Raw genomic sequence first — 19,218 nt, 5'->3', positions numbered from 1 at the left:
AAAAAAGTGCATTCTGAAACGACAGAATGCACCAATAAAGATAAGTTATTTTTTGAACTATTTTACAGCCCCGCCATTGTTGATGGTGTCTTTTGTTGGCGCCACAAAACTCAATTCTCCTTTGTTGTTTTCTGCCATCAAAATCATACCCTGGCTTTCGATTCCTTTTATTTTTCGAGGAGCAAGGTTGACAAGGATTGAAACTTGCTGCCCGATAATATCTTCCGGTTTGTAGTATCCTGCGATTCCGGAAACAACAGTGCGTTTGTCAATACCTGTATCAATCAATAATTTTAAAAGTTTATCCGTTTTAGGAACGCGTTCAGCTTCTAAAATGGTTCCAATACGAATATCCATTTTGCTAAATTCATCAAAAGATGTTTCTGCTTTTGATGGCTCAATTTCGGATGTATTGCTTTCTTCGTTCAGTTTTTTTGAGTCTGCTAATTTTTGAACTTGAGCGGTAATGGTTTCGTCTTCTATTTTATCAAACAACAATGCCGCAGTGTTTATCTGATGTCCGGCTAATAACAAATCGGTGCGTGTTGCATCGTTCCATTTTAAACCGGAGTTCAGGTTGAGCATGGTGCTTAATTTTTTTGCAGTAAACGGTAAAAACGGTTCCATCAATACCGCCAGGTTTGCAGAAATTTGCAATGATAGGTTCATGATGGTTTGTACGCGTTTTTCATCTGTTTTAATCAATGTCCACGGCTCATTATCTGCTAAATATTTATTACCCAAGCGTGCCAAGTTCATCAATTCTCCTAATGCTTCACGGAAACGATATTGTTCGATGCTTGCAGCAATTTTTGCAGGATATTTGGTGATTTCTTCTAATAACAACAAATCACTTTTGGTGTATTCTGCTGCAACCGGAACTTTTCCTTCGTAATATTTATGTGTTAGCACCAAGGTGCGGTTAACAAAATTTCCAAGGATGGCAACCAACTCATTGTTGTTTTTTGCCTGAAAATCTTTCCAGGTAAAATCATTGTCCTTACTTTCCGGGGCATTTGCACAAAGGGTATAACGAAGCACATCTTGTTTGTCTTTAAACTCAATCAAGTATTCGTGCAACCAAACAGCCCAATTGCGGGAAGTAGAAATTTTATCGCCTTCTAAATTTAAAAATTCATTTGCCGGAACATTCTCAGGTAAAATGAACGAACCTTCTGCCATTAACATGGCAGGAAAGATAATGCAATGAAAAACAATGTTATCTTTCCCAATAAAGTGAACCAATTTGGTTTCTTTATCTTTCCAGTATAATTCCCAATCTTTTGTTAAATCTTTTGTTGCAGAAATATAGCCAATAGGAGCATCAAACCAAACGTACAATACTTTTCCTTCGGCACCTTCAACAGGTACTTTTACGCCCCAATCCAAATCGCGGGTCATGGCGCGAGGTTGCAATCCTGCATTCAACCAGCTTTTACATTGGCCAAACACATTGCTTTTCCATTCTTTGTGAGAATCAATATATGCTTCAATTTGTGGTTGCATTTTATCCAAGGGCAAAAACCAATTTTTTGTTTTTTTCAGAACAGGTTTTTCTCCGGATAATGTTGATTTCGGATTTATTAAGTCGGTTGCATTTAAAGTGCTTCCACATTTTTCGCATTGGTCTCCGTAAGCATTTTCATTGGCGCATTTCGGACATGTTCCTACAATATAGCGATCTGCTAGAAACTGATTTGCTTTTTCATCAAAGTACTGCTCTGTAATTTCCTCTACAAAAACTTTTTTATCGTAAAGATTTTTGAAAAATGCAGAAGCAGTTTCATGGTGAGTTTTAGAAGAAGTACGTGAGTAGATATCGAACGAAACGCCAAACTCTTTGAAAGAGTTGCCCATCATCTTGTGATATTTATCCACCACTTGTTGTGGTGTGATGCCTTCTTTTTTTGCTTTGATGGTAATGGGAACGCCATGTTCATCCGAGCCGCAAATAAATTTTACATCTTCCCCTTTTGAGCGGAGAAAACGAACGTATATGTCGGCAGGCAAATAACATCCTGCTAAATGACCAATATGAACAGGGCCATTTGCATAGGGCAAAGCGGCAGTAACGGTATGTCTTTTAAACTTCATAAATTCTTTTACTGATTTTCAATTTCCTCTTCGAATAGGCGTATTCGAAATAAGGCTAACAAAAATACAAATTAATCCTTGAGTAGCTTCTTTTGCATAATATAAGCAATGCTGGAGGCTCTGTTTTTGGTAATATCAGCATTTGTTCCGGCAAATAACTCATCAACAGTAGCATGGAAAAAGCTCAACCAGACTGCAAATTCTTCCTTTTTTAAGGGCAAATGCATGTGTTTTTCTACTAAATTTTGTGCGTAGGTGTGGTCTGGAAAGAGCGTGGCATTCCAAAAGCTGTCGATGCGTGGCAGATGTTCTTCTAAATTCAGATTTACGAAGTGATGATTGATGCTACTCGTCAATAATTTATCGTAAAAAGTTTTGATTAGCTTTGTTACATCTGATGGTGAATGAATGTCCGTTTTTGTCATTCTGCAAATATCCGATTACTTTTGTTAAAATAATCACGAACAATGAATTTAATTCAACCTCCATTTTTAAAACCAGGCGATAAAATTGCCATTGTAGCTTCCGCTCGCAAAATTACGTTGCAGGAACTTCAAACGGCAATTGATACCTTCAAAAGATGGGGCTTGGAAGTGGTATTGAGCAAAAATTTATTTGGCAGCGATCATCAGTTTTCAGGTGCTGATGCCGAACGTGCAGCGGACTTGCAATCAGCATTGGATGATGATTCCATTAAAGCAGTTATAAGTGCTCGCGGTGGTTATGGGACGATGCGTATTGTTGATCAAATTGATTTTACAAAATTTAAACAACATCCTAAATGGATAATTGGTTACAGTGACATTACTGTATTACATTCACACATTCATAATTTCGGAATAGAAACGTTGCATGCAACAATGCCCATTAATTTTTCTGTAAATGCGGAGGCGGTGGAGACGATGCAAAAACTGTTGTTTGGTGAAAAGTTAGTGTATCAAATAGAAAAACATCCTTTAAATAAAACAGGCGTTGTGGAAGCCCAAGTGGTAGGAGGGAATTTATCCTTACTCTATGCATTAGCAGGAAGTGCTTCGAGCATTCATACCAAAGGAAAAATTTTATTCATTGAAGATTTGGATGAGTATTTATATCATCTCGATCGGATGATGGTGAGTTTAAAACGCTATGGTAAGTTAAGCGACTTAGCAGGATTGGTTGTTGGAGGCATGACTGATATGAAAGACAATCAGATTCCGTTTGGAAAAACGGCAGAAGAAATTATTTTGGACGCAGTAAAAGATTATAATTATCCTGTCTGTTTTAACTTTCCTGCAGGACATGTTAATAGAAATCTAGGGTTGGTGCTTGGACGAAGAATGAAATTGGTTGTGGGAGACACAAGCTCTTCCTTGATGTAAGAAAATTTAGCTCTCTAGATAAATTTTTTAATAAAATTAAAATACTTGAAAGGTGGATATTTCATTGGTAAATCAATCCAAGTGGAAGCATATACAACTGCTTTTTGATTGCTGAATGCTAGAAAACTTTGTTTACCGTGATATTTTCCTATGCCACTATTCCCTACTCCTCCAAATGGTAAATGATGATTAGCAACGTGCATTATTGTGTCATTAATGCACATGCCTCCAGCCGAAATTGTTGCGACTATTTTTTGGGTTTGTGAGCTGTTTCCAAAAAAATAACAAGCCAATGGTTTTTCTTTTGAATTTACATAATCAATTACTTCATTTATATTTTGGAATGAAAGGAGGGGTAATATTGGACCGAAGATTTCTTCCTGCATAATTGGATGCTCTGATTTTATTTCATCGATGATTGTCGGTTCAATAAAATTTTCAGCTATATCCGTATTTCCTCCATAAATGATTTTCCCATCCAGCATTAATTTCTGCAATCGTTCAACGGCTCTTTGATTAATGATTCTTGGATAAAATTTGCTACTTTTTATTTCTTTACCATACATTTTTTCTATGTGTAAGCCGATTTTTTTTAGTAATTCTTCTTTCACATCTTCATGCACAAACAAATAATCGGGAGCAATGCAAGTTTGACCTGCATTAATGGTTTTGCCCCAAGCAATGCGCTTTGCTGCAATATCAAGATTGGCGTCTTTGTCAACAATACATGGGCTTTTGCCACCTAACTCTAGAACTACAGGAGTTAAGTTTGCAGCAGCTGCCTTCATAATTATTTTACCTACAGCAGAACTTCCTGTAAAAAAGATGATATCGAAATGTTGTTTTAATAGTAATTCATTTATCATCCGATCGCCTTGAATTACACAATTGTAATTAGAAGGAAACGCTTCAAGAGTTAATTCTTCCATTACTTTTGCTATGCAAGCAGCATCAGGGGATGGTTTTAATATTGCACAATTTCCTGCTGCAATAGAACCAACTAACGGATTCATTAATAGTTGAAAGGGGTAATTCCATGGAGCAATAATCAGTGAAACACCTAAAGGTTCAGTAACGATTTTACTTTTAGAAGGAAATAAATAGATTGGTGTTGGAACGGTTTCTGTTCTGCTCCAATTTTTTAGGTGCTTCAAGTGATTGTCAATCTCTTGTATAACAATAGATACTTCTGTTAAATAGGCTTCTTCTAAAGATTTGTGCAGATCTTGCCACAAAGCATCAAGTATTTTTTTTTCGTATTTTAAAATAGTTTTTTTGAGCTTTTTTAATGCGTCTAATCTGAAAGTGATATCTTTTGTTTGGTGTGAGTTATAAAATGACCGTTGCGATTTTAATAGTCTTTCTATTTTTAGTTTACCTGTTTCAATCTCTTGGTTAGATTCTTCTTGTGGACTCATTGTGTTTGAAATTATTAACTAGGAAAAAGTCATTTTTCATCAATTGCTCAATCTGGCTAGTGACATTTTTATAGCCAGAATAATTGATTCTTTATTTAATTGTTTGTATGCACTTTCCTTCAAAGATACTGCATCTATCCCTTAAAACAAAAGATCCTCCCTGCAATAGCAAGGAGGATCTTTTTAGAATTAGGAATTAAAATCCTATTCAAAAATAATTTTTTTGCTGAAGCGTCTTCCGTCCACCATCACATTCATAAAGTAAATACCGCTTTGCAAATTATCGCGTTGCATAATGTAGGTATCTGTTTTAATGTTGCTGATGCTTTTTACTTGACGTCCCATTGCATCATACAATTCAATTGCTACCTCGTATCCGTTAAATTGAGAAAGGTCAACTGTTGCAGAAGTATTTGCCGGATTTGGATAGATGGCAAATGCAGCCTCTGCAGAAAGTTCATCCAGCCCTAAAGCAGGCGTTGCTGTGTAATTGCAATTGAGCGGAACTCCACAGGTGTAATGTTCCAAGAAGTTACGTGTAATGGTAATGGTTGAATCATAATGTGCCAAGGCTGATGCGCTTGTTCCTACTTCAGGAACATGATCTTGTCCTGGCCATGTTACAAAACAATTTTCTAAACCCATAGCGTTTGCTTGTTCATGAACACTTGAACTTCCATCTACTTCTAACAACGGATAAAATCCGGAAAGAACAATAATCGCTGAGCCGTAAGGTACTGTATTGTCATTTGTTCCATGGAAACTCAACACAGGTTCATCGCCCGGTTTAATCCAAGTGGTATCACCAAGCGCTCCACATATATTTACAACAGCTTTTACATTGGAAGGGTAACCTTGACTTCCACTCAATCCTTCAACACCACCAAGTAATCCTGGTTGTAGTGTGTCAATATAATTTGGGTATTCGGCCAATTGATCTAAGTATGCTAAGTGCAATGCAATAAATCCTCCTGCAGAAACACCTGCAAAAAAGATATTGTTCGTGTCAATTTTATAAGTGTTTCCACCAACGCGTGCATTTTTTCTCATATAACGAACAGCAGCTCTTCCATCATGCACAGCGCGCATTACTGCTTCTGTTGCATCCGATGAATCTGGTCCCGGTATTGGAAAGTTATTCATTCCCAAGCGGTACTCAATAGAAACAGCTACGTATCCTAATTTTGCTAAGTCATTACAAAGAGGTACAACATCTGTTCCTGTTTTTGATCCTCCAATAAAACTTCCGCCATGCGCAACAATAACCAAAGCACGTGATGTAGAAACATCACCGGTTGGTTGATACACATCCATTAATAAGGTTTGGGATGAACCAGTCTCCTTAATGTTAGTTCCATAAACAACATCGGCTGTTTTAGTAGGAGTCGCAGGGAAAATATAATCGTGATAGCGATTGCCTGCACATTGCGCGTTTAATGATGCTGAAGATGCCAAAATTAAACCTCCGGCAATAAATAAGTAAAGTTTTCTCATGTAGTTTTTTAGTTAGGATTTAATATAAAGATAGTAAAGTGGTTGAAATAAAAAAATTAAAAAACATATTCTAAACTTACACCCGGAACCAAGGCTCTCGTTTTGTAAGTTCCTGTAAATTCTGTTTCCAGATTTGTATCGGTTCTCTTTTTGCCTTCTATATATAAAAAGGAAGCATCCAAATGAATTTTTTTCGTGATGTTGAACGAGGCACCTGCTGTGATTCCAAGTTTATCTGAATCTGGTGTCTCCGGTGTTAGGTAACCTGCCTTTACAGGAGTCATATCGTAATAGGTCCCGCAACGAATGGTCCACTTTTCATTTAACTTGTACTGTGCACCCAAACGAAAAATGTATGAATTTTTATACATACGTGGTGAATGAATATCTTTTAACGCATCTGTATTGTCGGCAAAATCAATTACCAATGAATCATAAGATTTCCAACCTACAAAGTTGACATCAAATGCTAATTTTAATTTGTTATTTGGAGTATATCCTAAACCAAGTGTTGCTACCTGAGGCAAACGAAGTTGTGTAGAAAATGTGGTGCTTGGGAATTTGTAACCCAATGACGATGGAACGTTAAATTCAGCCGTTCCGCCATTGACAGAAACTTTTACTTCGGAACGATAATCGAATCCGATTGAAAATTTTTCTGTGGCTTTGAAATAGATACCGGCATTAAACCCGTACCCGCTTGCTTTTCCTTCCAAGTTTCCTTCACCATAATTTCCAAGTGAATCTTGCAATGGTACGCCTTTTCTTAAAGAGAAACTTCCTGTGGCATAGATGAATCCGGCTCCAATACCAAGCCGGTCGGTTACTTTGTAAGAAACGGTTGGTTGAATAAAAATGGTTTTTAAATCGATTTCACGGATCAGAAACTGACCTTTCCAATCATCTTCCCATTGTACTTTGCTGCCAAAAGGGGTATAGATGCCCAGTCCGCAATTCCAGTTTTTTGCTTTTTTGAATTTATAAACACCATATAAGGTAAAAGGGTTCCAATGTGTTTAACCGGATGTGCCACATAATGGGTAGCATAATCTGCATAGGTGGTTTTGGGCATAATAAAACTCGCCCCAATATATATTCCTTTTAATGAATCAAGGAAAGAAAGTGCCCCCGGATTAAATAAAATGCTGGCATTGTCCAAGCACAATCCTGTGCCTGCATGTCCCATTCCTGTTTGTTTTTGTCCCTGCAAATTAATTTGAAAACCACCTGCTGTTAACACCGAAGTGCCAAAAACAAAAACGACAACTAAAACCGCTAATTTCTTCATTACAACAAAATAAACCATTTTCTTTACACAAATCAAGTTTTTGTTGTCAGAATAATATTATTCTGTACATTTGTAACCGAAATAAAGGAAAACAAAATGATTCAATCCCTTCAATATAATCCAATGTGTTGCTTGATGTGCTGTAAGCGTAATGCTTATCTGGATTGATTTTTAATATATATTAACAATACGTATTTAAAAGGTTTTTCCAGTAGTGGGAAAACCTTTTTGCTTTAAATTAACTTTGTACTTCAAATGAGTTCAAAAACAGAAATAAAAACAGACGTAGTCATTCTTTTTGCAGGCGATTCCGGTGATGGTATCCAGTTAACAGGCTCTCAATTCACCACCACAGCCGCATTGTATGGTAATGACATTAGTACATTCCCGAATTTCCCAGCCGAAATTCGCGCTCCGCAAGGAACAATAGCAGGTGTTTCAGGATTTCAATTGCATTTTGGTAGTGTTGAAATTTTTACAGCAGGTGATGCATTTGATGTATTGGTGGTGATGAATGCTGCTGCTCTTAAAGCAAACATCAAACAATTAAAACCGGGCGGAATCATTATTGCCAATACCGATGGATTTGATCCTAAAAATTTAAAATTGGCGAAATATCCGGATGGCGTTCATCCTTTAAAAGATGGCTCGCTCGAAAAATATAAGGTATACGAAATTGACGTTACAAAAATTACGCGCACTGCCCTTGCTGATTCCGGATTAGGAACAAAAGAAATGGATCGTTCTAAAAATATGTTCGTTCTCGGATATATTTATTGGATGTACAACCGCTCCATCGAAAGTTCTATCGAATTTTTAAAAGAACAATTTAAAAAGCGACCGGAATTAATTGATGCGAATGTGAAAGTGTTAAAGGCTGGTTATCATTATGGCGATACGGTGGAAACACCGATGAACCGTTTTGAAGTGAAACCGGCTCCCGTTGAAAAAGGCACCTACCGAAGCATTATGGGTAATCAGGCTGCGGCTTTGGGATTGATTGCAGCGGCTCAAAAAGCCGGACTGACATTGTTTTACGGAACGTATCCCATCACACCGGCTTCAGATATTTTGCATGAATTATCAAAACATAAAAATTTCGGAGTAAAAACATTTCAGGCAGAAGATGAAATTGCTGCCATCACTTCTTCTATTGGTGCTTCTTTTGGTGGTGCACTCGGTGTAACCGCTTCCTCCAGTCCCGGTATTGCTCTAAAAGGTGAAGCGATTGGATTAGCGTTGATGCTTGAAATTCCATTGGTGATTGTCAATGTGCAACGTGGTGGACCAAGTACTGGCTTACCAACAAAAACTGAACAGTCGGATTTATTACAAGCCATGTATGGAAGAAATGGTGAAGCACCTGTTCCTGTAATTGCAGCATATACGCCTTCCGATTGTTTTTTCGGAGCGTTTGAAGCATGCCGATTAGCACTTGAATTTATGACTCCGGTATTTTTCTTAAGTGATGGATACATTGCCAACGGTGCTGAACCTTGGAAATTCCCATCTGCAGCAGATTTACCTGAATTGAAAGTGACATTTGCGAAAAATGAATTGAAAGAAGGCGAATCCTTTTTACCATATAAACGCAACGAAAAGTTAGCACGCCCTTGGGCAATCCCCGGAACAAAAGGATTGGAGCATCGAGTAGGAGGGATTGAAAAAGAAAATGAAACAGGAAATATTTCATACGATCCCGAAAATCATCAATTGATGGTGAAATTGCGTCAAGCGAAGGTGGATAAAATTGCGGATTATATTCCATTGCAAACAATTGATAATGGGAACCTGCCTGCCGGACAGGCGGGTGCAAAAGGAAAATTATTGGTTTTGGGTTGGGGATCCACTTATGGTTCCATTAAAACTGCAATACGCGAATTGATTGCTGACGGATACGATGTAGCCCATGCACATGTGAAATATTTAAATCCGTTTCCTAAAAATTTAGGTGAGATTTTAAAGAGCTATGACCAAGTATTGGTTCCTGAATTGAATAACGGACAATTAATAAAAATTATTCGCGACAAATATTTTATTGATGCGAAAGGATTAAATAAAATTCAAGGAATGCCTTTTACGAGTGAGGAGTTAAAAAATAAAATTATCGAGTTATTAAAATAATGGAAGCTACTACTAAATTAACCGCTAAAGATTTTGTCACTGATCAAGAAGTTCGTTGGTGCCCGGGTTGCGGTGATTATTCTATATTAAAACAAGTGCAAACGGTAATACCTGAACTTGGAATTCCGCGTGAGCAAATTGTTTTTATTTCCGGAATCGGATGCTCTTCACGTTTTCCATATTACATGGAAACGTTTGGGATGCACAGTATTCACGGTCGCGCTACAGCCATTGCAAGCGGACTTAAAGCAACACGTCCTGATTTAAGTGTGTGGATTGTTACCGGTGATGGTGATGCATTATCGATTGGTGGAAATCATTTAATTCATTTGTTGCGCAGGAATTTTGATGTGAACGTTTTGTTGTTTAACAACGAAATTTATGGTTTAACAAAAGGACAATATTCTCCGGCTTCTCCATTAGGAAAAGTAACGAAATCCACCCCAACCGGTTCTGTTGATCATCCGTTCAATCCGCTGGCATTATGCCTTGGCGCGGATTCAACATTTGTTGCCCGTTCGATGGATCGTGATCCGATTCATTTGCGTGAAATTTTAAAACGTGCAAACGGTCATAAAGGAACATCGATGGTGGAGATTTATCAAAACTGTAATGTGTTTAATGATGGAGCATTTGAAGTTTTTACCGAAAAAGGAACAAAAAAAATAAATACCTTAATGGTGGAGCATGGCAAGCCTTTGATTTTTGGAGAGCATGCCGATAAAGGATTTAAGTTGGATGGATTCAAACCTGTTGTTGTAAATATTGCAGACGTATCAGCAAACGATTTATGGATTCACGATGAAAAAGACCAAGTGAAAGCCAATATTTTAGTGCGTTTCTTTTCTTCACCTGCTGATGAAAATCCATTGCCGCGTCCATTTGGTGTGTTTTATACGGAAGATCGTTTTTGCTATGAAGATGCAATGAATGCTCAAATTACGGAGGCAATTGCAGCGAAAGGTAATGGTGATTTGGATGCATTGATTCGCGGAAAAAATACATGGACGATTTAATGCGTTTTGAATTGTGTTTTCCTGTCTAATTAGCTGCTATAGCATATCTATATTGGGTTTCTAGCGAACATCGCTTTCGGCTATTTTTGTCATCCTGCACTCAAAATGATGAGTTTTTCCAGTGCGAAAAGAAAAAACCTGAATTCTCGGAATTATTGCCTATCTTGAGGTTCTAAATACTCTATTCCTATGAACAAAATTATCACGCTGGTGAGCATGCTCTGCTCTGTTGTGTCATTTTCTTATGCACAAACTTCCCTTGAAGTCGATTCAAAAAAAATTATCCAAAAAGGTGTCGCTTTACATGACGAAGAAAAATACGCGGAAGCGATAGTGGAATTTAAAAAAGTAAATCCAAACGATACCAATTATGTGTTAGCATGTGTTGAATTGGTAAATACATATATCGCCAGTGAACAGGATTCTATGGCTGTAATTGTTTGTGACCAAGCTTCTGTGTTGCCTTCCTCTTTTGCTCCAAGTTTATTGCTTTACAAAGCAAACGCGCTGGATAAGATGGGAAAAAGTGATGAAGCGATGAAACTTTACAACGAGGGAATAAAAAAATACCCTTTGAATAATTCATTTTATTTTGAATTGGGTATTTTGAAATACCGCCAGGAAAAGTATGCAGAAACACATGATTTGATGATTCAGTCTATCAAATGCAATCCATACCATGCTTCCAGTCATCATGTAATGGCCAATTTGGCGCTTAAACAAGGGAAATTGATTCCTGCAATGCTGGCATGGCAATATTATTTATTACTCGACAATTCATCCACCAGAGCAAAATCAATTGTTTCTGAGCTAGAGAAAATTGCTAAAAACGAATATGAGTTTAAAGATGTAATAAAGATCGATGGATTAAGTGAGCAAGATGATTTTTCTGAATTAGAGGCTTTAGTGAAATCAAAAGTTGCGTTGACTGATAAATACAAATCAAAGATTAAGTTGAAATTCAATATCACCAAACAAATGCAACTTATTTTGAGAAGATTGAAGTGAATAAAAGCGACAAAGGATTTTATATGGAATTTTATGCTCCGTTGTTTCAAGCCATGAATAAGAATAATTATTTTGAACCGTATGCTTATGGCATTCTTGCTGAGTTCGAAAATCCAGATATTAATTCTTGGCTTAAGAAAAATAAAGACGAAACAGAAAAATTTTCTAATTGGGTGGTCGATTATATTGGTGAAAATATTTCTACCTATGAATGTTTGTTGAGCGGAAAGCAAACCGTTGCGCGTCATTGGTATCAAAATAGTAAAATCCAATCTGTTGGAAATAAGAATGCAAAAGGAGAAAATGTTGGAAGTTGGGACTTTTATTATTCAAATGGTATTCTTCGTGCTTCAGGTGTTTTTAATGCAAATGCACAACGTGAAGGCATTTGGAAATTTTATTATTCTTCGGGCTTGCTTAAAACGGTTGAAAATTATAAAGATGGATCGGTTGAAGGTTTAGTTGAAAATTATTATTCAAATGGAAGTATCGAAAAACAAAAATACTTTTCGGTAAGTAAATTGGATGGTTCACGCACCACCTATTATACAACAGGTGGAAAAGAAATGGTGCAAAATTATAAAATGGGTGTGCAAGAAGGGAAAGAATCCAACTATTATCAAAACGGGAAATTAAAATATGAAATTGATGTTGTTGCCGGAAAATATCAAGGTCCGTTGGTACAATATCACAATAATGGACACCTTATGGAAAAATCTACTTTTAAAGATGGTTTCAGATTTGGTAAATACCAGAACTTCTATAATTTTCCCGAAAACACATTAAAAATTGAGGTGAACTATGAAAAAGGTGTTTTGGTGGGAGCGTATAAAAGTTATCACCGAAATGGTAAAGTGGATGCTGAAGGGAACTATAATAAAAGTGGTGAAAAAGATGGTGTTTGGAAAAATTATTTTGATACCGGAACATTGCAGTTAGAGGAAACCTACTCCAATGGTAAACTTACAGCAACATCCAAATATTATGATATTTCAGGGAAATTGATTGAAGAGTTTGTTTACAAAAATGATATTCTTCAGGAATACATCGCTTACGACTTAAACGGAAAAGTTGTCTACCAGAACAAAAAAGATGGTAGAAATAACTATGATGCTAATTTGTACTACCCAAATGGAAACAAGAAGCGTGAAGGGAAAGTGTTGGCAGGAAATCTTACCGGTGTATGGAAAAATTACAATGTCAATGGTTATATCACTTCCGAAACAAATTATATTGAAGGAAAACGAGAAGGCAAAGCCATCGATTATCATCCGAATGGAAAAGTAAAATCAGAAACCGATTATTCTGCAGGTGAAACAAACGGTTATTATCGAAAATATTTTAACAATGGGAAGTTGAACATGGAAGGAGCCTACATTCTTGATAAAGAAATTGGAGAATGGAAAACGTATTATATGAATGGAAAGTTGGAGGAGTTGAATTTTTACAATGATGGAAATTTAGATGGTTGGCAACAGTATTTTGCAATCAACGGAAAACTTTTTTACGAAGAATTTTTCGAATTGGGGTATGTTAAAAAAAGAGTGTATTACGATACCAGTGGAATTGTTTCAAAAGAGATGGTGTTTAACTTAGGTGAGGGAATGCTTGAAACAAAACATACAAATGGTAAAACAAAACAAAAGGTTGAATACAAACGCAATCTTCGCGAAGGCGCATTTGTTGAGTTTTTTCCAAGTGGAAAACCGTTGAGTGAAAAAAATTACATCACCAATAAAGCAAATGGGGATGTAAAATATTATTTTCCGAATGGGAAATTACAATCCCAAAGAGGTTTTATTGATGGAGATCGACATGGGAAACATCTTTTTTATTACGAAGATGGTACGCTACAAAAAGAATCGAATTTTGTTTATGATAGTCAAGAAGGAAAAACAATCTTGTATTATCCGAATAAAGCGATTGAGCGTGACTATGAATATAAATACGATGAAATTGATGGGAAAGCGAATATCTATTCTGAAACTGGTGATTTGATCATCTCCAGAGATTATAGAGATGGAATCTTGATTTCTTATAGCTATTTTGACAAGAATGGCGTGATGGTTCCTAAAATAGATGTGAAGAATGAAACCGCTACAATAAAAACATTCTTTAAAACCGGAAGCCCTGCTATCGAATATTCTTTAAAAAATGGCGAATTGGTTGGAAAACGAATTGTTTACCATAGCAATGGTGCCAAACAAGAAGAAGAGAATTATGTTGATGACGAACTTTCCGGAACAAGAAAAGCCTATTATCCTTCCGGTAAAATAAAGGAAGAAGAAAACTATGATAACGGAGAAAAGATTGGAAAAGCAACCAGCTATTATGAGAATGGTAAAGTGAAGAGCGAAGAATATTTTGTAAGCGGAAAACAACATGGCACGTCTAAATATTACGATGCAACGGGTAAATTAACACATACCCATGTTTATTATAACGATGAATTGATTGATGAAAAATAGGCTGGGAAATGGTTTGAAACTTGTCCTCTGGGCAAGTTTCTTTTTTAGTAGTATTCCTTGTTTCGCCCAAATTACGGGTGTTGCTGAAGCGCGCACGCTTTATCCGGATGCAAGTGCTGTTTATCTCAATAAATCGCAAGAGTATAAGATTTTTGTTGAGAACACCAAGTTAACAGGTGTATGCACGATGCGCGAACAGATTTTTATAAATAAAGAATCCGGATTAAGTTTTCAAAAAGAATCTATTCCCTCTAATAGTTTTGTTGTTGCATCCGACATCAAAGCCTTTACATTTGTTCCCAATAACAAAAAGTATGAAAAGAAAGAAGTGCAGAAAATTGATTTAAATAATGATCTGGGAAGAAATTCATTTTATGATGATCAGAAATCTTATGATTTTGTATATCCTTCTGTTCAACCGGGTGCCGTTTTAGATCTTACATATCAGTTGAAATATGTCGAACCTCGTTTTATGGGTACACATTATTGGTTAGATTTTGTTCCCTGTTTAAAAAATGAATTGGTTATTTCGGTTCAGAAAAACATCACTATTGCGTATAAACTTTTTAATTGTGAAAATAAAAATATTGTTTTTACAAAAGAAGAGAAGAAGAATGAAACCATCTACCGATGGACATTTCAATCGGATGGCTCCGGGATTTATTATGACGATGCGCCCAATTTCAGATATTATGAGCCGCACCTTGTTTTTTATGTTACCAATTATATGGTGGACGGAAAAAATGTGGAGCTTCTGGGGAAACCGATGAACTTGTACAAATGGTACAGCGATTTGCAAAAAAATCTCAATCAAACAGAAGACTTAAAACTAAAACAGATTACGGATAGTCTGGTTGCAAATACTACTTCGGAAGCTGAAAAGGTAAATAAAATATTCTATTGGGTACAAGATAATATCTCGTATGTGGCTTTTGAAGATGGATTGGGTGGATTTATTCCGCGTGATGCAGGATTGGTTTGTACTCGGAAATTTGGAGATTGTAAGGATATGGCAAGCATTATTAACGAAATGCTCCGATTTGCAAATGTAAAATCGTATTTGACGTGGATTGGTTCCAGAGATATTCCATATACCTATACCGATGTTCCTACACCTAGTGTGGATAATCATATGATTACTTCTTATCTGGATAAAAATGGTGTTTGGAATTTTTTAGATGCAACAGGGAAACACGCACCACAAGATTTGTATACTTCTTTTATTCAAGGAAAACAGGCTTTAATTGGAGTTTCTGCAGATAGTTTTTTGATTGTGACGGTTCCAATCAAAGATGCAAGCGTGAGTCAAACAATCGATTCGATTACAATTGATATTAAAGATAACTTTGTGAATGGTAAAGGCAAAGCAGTACTTTCCGGCTATGATCAACTGGAATACATCTACGCGACCGAACATTTGAATGTAGATGAAAAAGAGGTCTTTTTTAAAGGATACTTCGCAAAAGGAAGTAATAAGGTTAGCTTCTCTGATATAAATCAAAGTCCGTTTGACCGAACAAAACCGCTTACGATTCACTACAAATTTTCCGTGCCGGATTATGCCCGAAAAAATCAAAATGAATTGTACATTAATTTAAATATGGATTTAGGTTTAGGAGTGGAACAAGTTCCTGCATCCAGAAAAGTACCACTGAACATTAAACATAAAACTAAAAAAATAGTGGTGACCATTTTAAACGTTCCTCCAGGTTATAAACCTGAATTTATACCCGAAAACAAACGTTATGAAAACGATGTAGCCGGATTTTCATCGGAGTATACTTTTAAAAACAATCAAATCATTCTTAAGAATGAGATCTATTTCAATATTTTAATGCTCGAAGTGGCTGATTTTGATAAGTATAATAAAGTCTTATCCGAGTTAATTAAATCAAACAAACAAGCTGTATCACTTATAAAACAATAATCCCATGATTTTCAAAACGAAACTAATCACATTGCTGTTGCTCCTTATGACATTGCTATCTGTTGCACAAGTCAGCACCGATTTTGCATATAAAAAGTATACCTGGGATCCGAATCCCAAATTGCATACGTTATCTGACAAAGAAAAAGAAGGGAACTACATCATCCTGAAAGATAAAATTATGATTGAACAGGTGTATGAAGCTTCCGGCCAATTAGTCGAGTATTCCACACGCCACACCATTGTTCATTTCAATAATGAAAAAGGAATTGAAGAAATGAATAAAATTTATGTTTCCTATGCAAATATATTAGAGGAAATGGATTTGAAAGGACGCACCATCACCTCTGAAGGAAAAATTATTCCTTTGAATAAAAGTTCTGTAAAAAAAGTAGACAATATTGAAAATGCAGGTGCATTCCTCATTTTTGCAATGGAAGGAATTGATAAAGGCGGGGAGATTGAATATTTGTATACAAATAAAAAATCTTTTAGTGGTAGCTCTTCCTGGACATTACAAGATGAAGTTATCCGAAAAAATGTTTCCGTTGATATTTATTCTCCTTCAAATTTAATTTACGAAGCAAAAGGCTATAATGGTTTTCCTCAGTTTGAAAAGGATACGGCTTTGAAAGATAAAAATCACATCTACACCTCCGTTGATTATATTAATGCTTTAAACGAAGAAAAATATTCAACGTATGATGCCAATAAAATGCGTTTTGATTATCAGTTAACATACAATACATCAAAAGGAAAAGCAAGATTATATTCTTGGGAATATTGCGGAACGGATATGTATTCCGGAATGTTCAGTTTTGAAAAATCAGAAACCAAAGCCATTGATAAACTCATTTCTAAGTTAGGACTGGCGAATATGAAAACGGATGAGTTGAAGATAAGAGCGTTGGAGCAATTCATGAAAACAAATATTAGTCTTGCTTCCGAGCGCGTATCTGTTGATAAGATGCTGGATTTGAAATATGGAAATGAAGCAGCATTGCAACGTTTATACATCGGAGCCGCTAAAGCATTAAACATTCCGATCGAGTTGGTGCTTACAACAGATCGCACAAGCAGAAAATTTGATAGTAATTTTCCTTCCTGGAATAATCTAAGAGAGTACTTAACATATTATCCTAGTGTTGATATGTATCTTTCTTGTTCTAATTATTCGAGCAGACTTGGTTTTCCTCCTCCGGAATTAACGAACAACAAAGGGTTGTTTATTAAGGAAACAGTTGTCGGAGATATTAAGGCTGGAATTTCAAAAGTGAAATTTATTGAACCACCTGTATATACAAAATCCTATAATAATCTTACAGAATCTGTTGTGTTCAATGAAGAAACCTTGACACCAACGGTTTCTATTAAACAGGAATTTGTGGGGTATTCAGCTTTTTATATTCAGCCAAGTATTTTTTATATCGAAAAAAATCAGATCGCTGAATTAATGGATAACCTTTCCAAATTTATTGGAACGGAAAGCATTGTTAAATCATCAAAATATTCCGGTGCCGAACAAGCCGATATTCTTGTTAACCCTTTTGTAATTGAATCGGTGGTGGAAACACCCCAATTGATGGAAAGTGCCGGAAATAAGTACCTTTTTAAAGTTGGAGCATTGATTGGTTCACAAGAAGAGTTATATCAGGATAAAGCGCGTCAGGCAGATGCTGAAATTACTTACACCCATAGTTTTACACGTGTATTGGAAATCAAAATACCCAAAGGGTACAAGATTAAAAATATGGATGATATCATCATCGATAAAAAATATACAGCAAATGGTAAGGTGGTTTCCAGTTTCGTTTCTGGATACAAGCTGGAAGGGGATGTTCTGAAAATCAATGTTTATGAGGATTATCAGGCAATAACCTATCCGAAAGAAAAGTTTGAAGAATTCAGAACGGTTATCAATGCCGCTGCCGATTTTAATAAGGTGGTTTTAATTTTGGAAAAACTATGAGAATAACCTTTTTGATTTTATTCATTTGTTTCGGCTCAATATTGAAAAGTCAAAGTGATTTTTCCTATTTCTATAATCAAGGTCAGGAGAAATTTGTAAGCGGCAATTTCAATGAAGCAGCTACTGCGTTTAGTTCAGCACTAAAAAATAAGAACTCTGCAAAAAATGATTATGCCATCGCAAATGCCTACAAAGCTCGCTCTTTTTGTAAAATGGAGTTGGGGAATTTTTCAGCAGCCATTTCTGATATTTCAGATGCGATCAAATTAAAACCAGAATTTTCTGAATTATACCTTGCCCGAACGATCATTCACTTGCGTGCAAAACAATATGATGAATCCATCAAGTGGGCAAACGAAGGACTTCTTCTGAAACCGGAGTACGAGGATTTGATCCTAATGAAAGTAAAAGCGAAAATCTCCAAAAAAATGTATGTGGAGGCATTGAATGATGCGGATACGCTTTTAAAAATAAACCCACTGAATATTGAAGCATGGAATATGAAAGGTTCTGCATTGCAGCGACAAAAGAATTATCCAGGGGCAGCTGAAGCATTCAGTAAAACCATTTTAATTGACCCGCAAAATATTGCTGCGTTTTACGATCGAGGCATTTCGTATGCACACATGAAAGATTTTGAAAAGGCGCTTGTTGATATAAATCGGGGAATGGAGATTGATTCTTCTGAAAGATGGATCGGATATAATAACATCGCCTACTTTGTTAAGTTTGAACAGAAGGATTACCAGGGAGCAATCGAACTTTTTGATAAGGCGATAAAATTAAATCCAACATTTGCTTATGCCTACTGTAACAGAGGATATGCGAAAATTCAATTGAATGATTTGAAGGGAGCACGAAAAGACATTACAAAATCATTGGAGTTGTACAGCGGAAATTCCTATGCCTATAAAACGTTTGCACAATTGCTTTTAGCTGAGAAAAAACAACAAGAAGCTTGTGTGAAATTGAAAAAAGCAATTGACCTAGGTTATACCGAAGAATATGACGATGAAGTAATAACCTTGATGAAAGAGAATTGTAAGTAATT

13 protein-coding genes and 1 pseudogene are annotated in these 19,218 nt (G+C 36.1%); 8 read left to right on the top strand and 6 right to left on the bottom strand.

Annotated elements, in window-relative coordinates:
• Window positions 1–57: 57 nt before the first annotated feature.
• Both metG and IPP64_14945 read right to left on the bottom strand, forming a co-directional pair.
• Window positions 58–2,094 carry a methionine--tRNA ligase gene (gene metG, locus IPP64_14950; GenBank protein MBL0330667.1) on the bottom strand — a complete coding sequence of 679 codons (2,037 nt, stop codon included), beginning with the start codon at window positions 2,092–2,094 and terminating at the stop codon, window positions 58–60.
• A 71-nt stretch (window positions 2,095–2,165) separates the two neighbouring features.
• Window positions 2,166–2,519, bottom strand: a complete 354-nt coding sequence (locus tag IPP64_14945; GenBank protein MBL0330666.1) for a group III truncated hemoglobin — start codon at window positions 2,517–2,519, stop codon at window positions 2,166–2,168.
• Window positions 2,520–2,561: 42 nt separating this feature from the next.
• Here IPP64_14945 and IPP64_14940 point away from each other — a divergent pair, with 42 nt between their 5' ends.
• Window positions 2,562–3,455, top strand: a complete 894-nt coding sequence (locus IPP64_14940; GenBank protein ID MBL0330665.1) for an LD-carboxypeptidase — start codon at window positions 2,562–2,564, stop codon at window positions 3,453–3,455.
• A gap of 14 nt (window positions 3,456–3,469) precedes the next feature.
• Here the strand turns inward: IPP64_14940 and IPP64_14935 are convergent, their stop codons facing one another.
• The 4 genes and pseudogenes from IPP64_14935 to IPP64_14920 all read right to left on the bottom strand — a co-directional run bounded on the left by IPP64_14935 (window position 3,470) and on the right by IPP64_14920 (window position 7,655).
• On the bottom strand, window positions 3,470–4,873 hold the full coding sequence (locus tag IPP64_14935) for an aldehyde dehydrogenase (GenBank protein ID MBL0330664.1): 1,404 nt from the start codon (window positions 4,871–4,873) through the stop codon (window positions 3,470–3,472).
• Window positions 4,874–5,077: 204 nt separating this feature from the next.
• Window positions 5,078–6,367, bottom strand: coding sequence for an alpha/beta hydrolase fold domain-containing protein (locus tag IPP64_14930; GenBank protein MBL0330663.1), 1,290 nt, complete (start codon window positions 6,365–6,367; stop codon window positions 5,078–5,080).
• Between the two features lie 56 nt (window positions 6,368–6,423).
• Window positions 6,424–7,362: pseudogene (locus tag IPP64_14925) on the bottom strand (outer membrane protein transport protein).
• On the bottom strand, window positions 7,248–7,655 hold the full coding sequence (locus tag IPP64_14920) for an outer membrane protein transport protein (protein ID MBL0330662.1): 408 nt from the start codon (window positions 7,653–7,655) through the stop codon (window positions 7,248–7,250). Before IPP64_14920 ends, IPP64_14925 begins: the two are co-directional and overlap by 115 nt.
• 255 nt (window positions 7,656–7,910) lie before the next feature.
• Here IPP64_14920 and IPP64_14915 point away from each other — a divergent pair, with 255 nt between their 5' ends.
• The 7 genes from IPP64_14915 (at window position 7,911) to IPP64_14885 (ending at window position 19,216) form a co-directional block, all read left to right on the top strand.
• On the top strand, window positions 7,911–9,779 hold the full coding sequence (locus tag IPP64_14915) for a 2-oxoacid:acceptor oxidoreductase subunit alpha (protein MBL0330661.1): 1,869 nt from the start codon (window positions 7,911–7,913) through the stop codon (window positions 9,777–9,779).
• A complete protein-coding gene (locus IPP64_14910; protein ID MBL0330660.1) occupies window positions 9,779–10,795 on the top strand; it encodes a 2-oxoacid:ferredoxin oxidoreductase subunit beta in 1,017 nt (338 codons plus the stop codon). Before IPP64_14915 ends, IPP64_14910 begins: the two co-directional genes overlap by 1 nt.
• Before the next feature lie 189 nt (window positions 10,796–10,984).
• On the top strand, window positions 10,985–11,803 hold the full coding sequence (locus IPP64_14905; GenBank protein ID MBL0330659.1) for a hypothetical protein: 819 nt from the start codon (window positions 10,985–10,987) through the stop codon (window positions 11,801–11,803).
• Window positions 11,800–14,271 carry a toxin-antitoxin system YwqK family antitoxin gene (locus IPP64_14900; protein ID MBL0330658.1) on the top strand — a complete coding sequence of 824 codons (2,472 nt, stop codon included), beginning with the start codon at window positions 11,800–11,802 and terminating at the stop codon, window positions 14,269–14,271. The genes IPP64_14905 and IPP64_14900 overlap by 4 nt, the downstream gene beginning before the upstream one ends.
• Complete coding sequence (locus tag IPP64_14895; GenBank protein ID MBL0330657.1) at window positions 14,261–16,198, top strand: DUF3857 domain-containing protein; 1,938 nt, start codon at window positions 14,261–14,263, stop codon at window positions 16,196–16,198. The genes IPP64_14900 and IPP64_14895 overlap by 11 nt, the downstream gene beginning before the upstream one ends.
• 4 nt (window positions 16,199–16,202) lie before the next feature.
• Window positions 16,203–18,167, top strand: a complete 1,965-nt coding sequence (locus tag IPP64_14890) for a DUF3857 domain-containing protein (protein ID MBL0330656.1) — start codon at window positions 16,203–16,205, stop codon at window positions 18,165–18,167.
• A complete protein-coding gene (locus IPP64_14885; GenBank protein MBL0330655.1) occupies window positions 18,164–19,216 on the top strand; it encodes a tetratricopeptide repeat protein in 1,053 nt (350 codons plus the stop codon). Before IPP64_14890 ends, IPP64_14885 begins: the two co-directional genes overlap by 4 nt.
• Window positions 19,217–19,218: the final 2 nt, after the last annotated feature.

This window comes from Bacteroidota bacterium, from assembly GCA_016722565.1.
Classification (GTDB): domain Bacteria; phylum Bacteroidota; class Bacteroidia; order 2-12-FULL-35-15; family 2-12-FULL-35-15; genus 2-12-FULL-35-15.
This window is presented reverse-complemented; position numbering and strand designations above follow the sequence as displayed.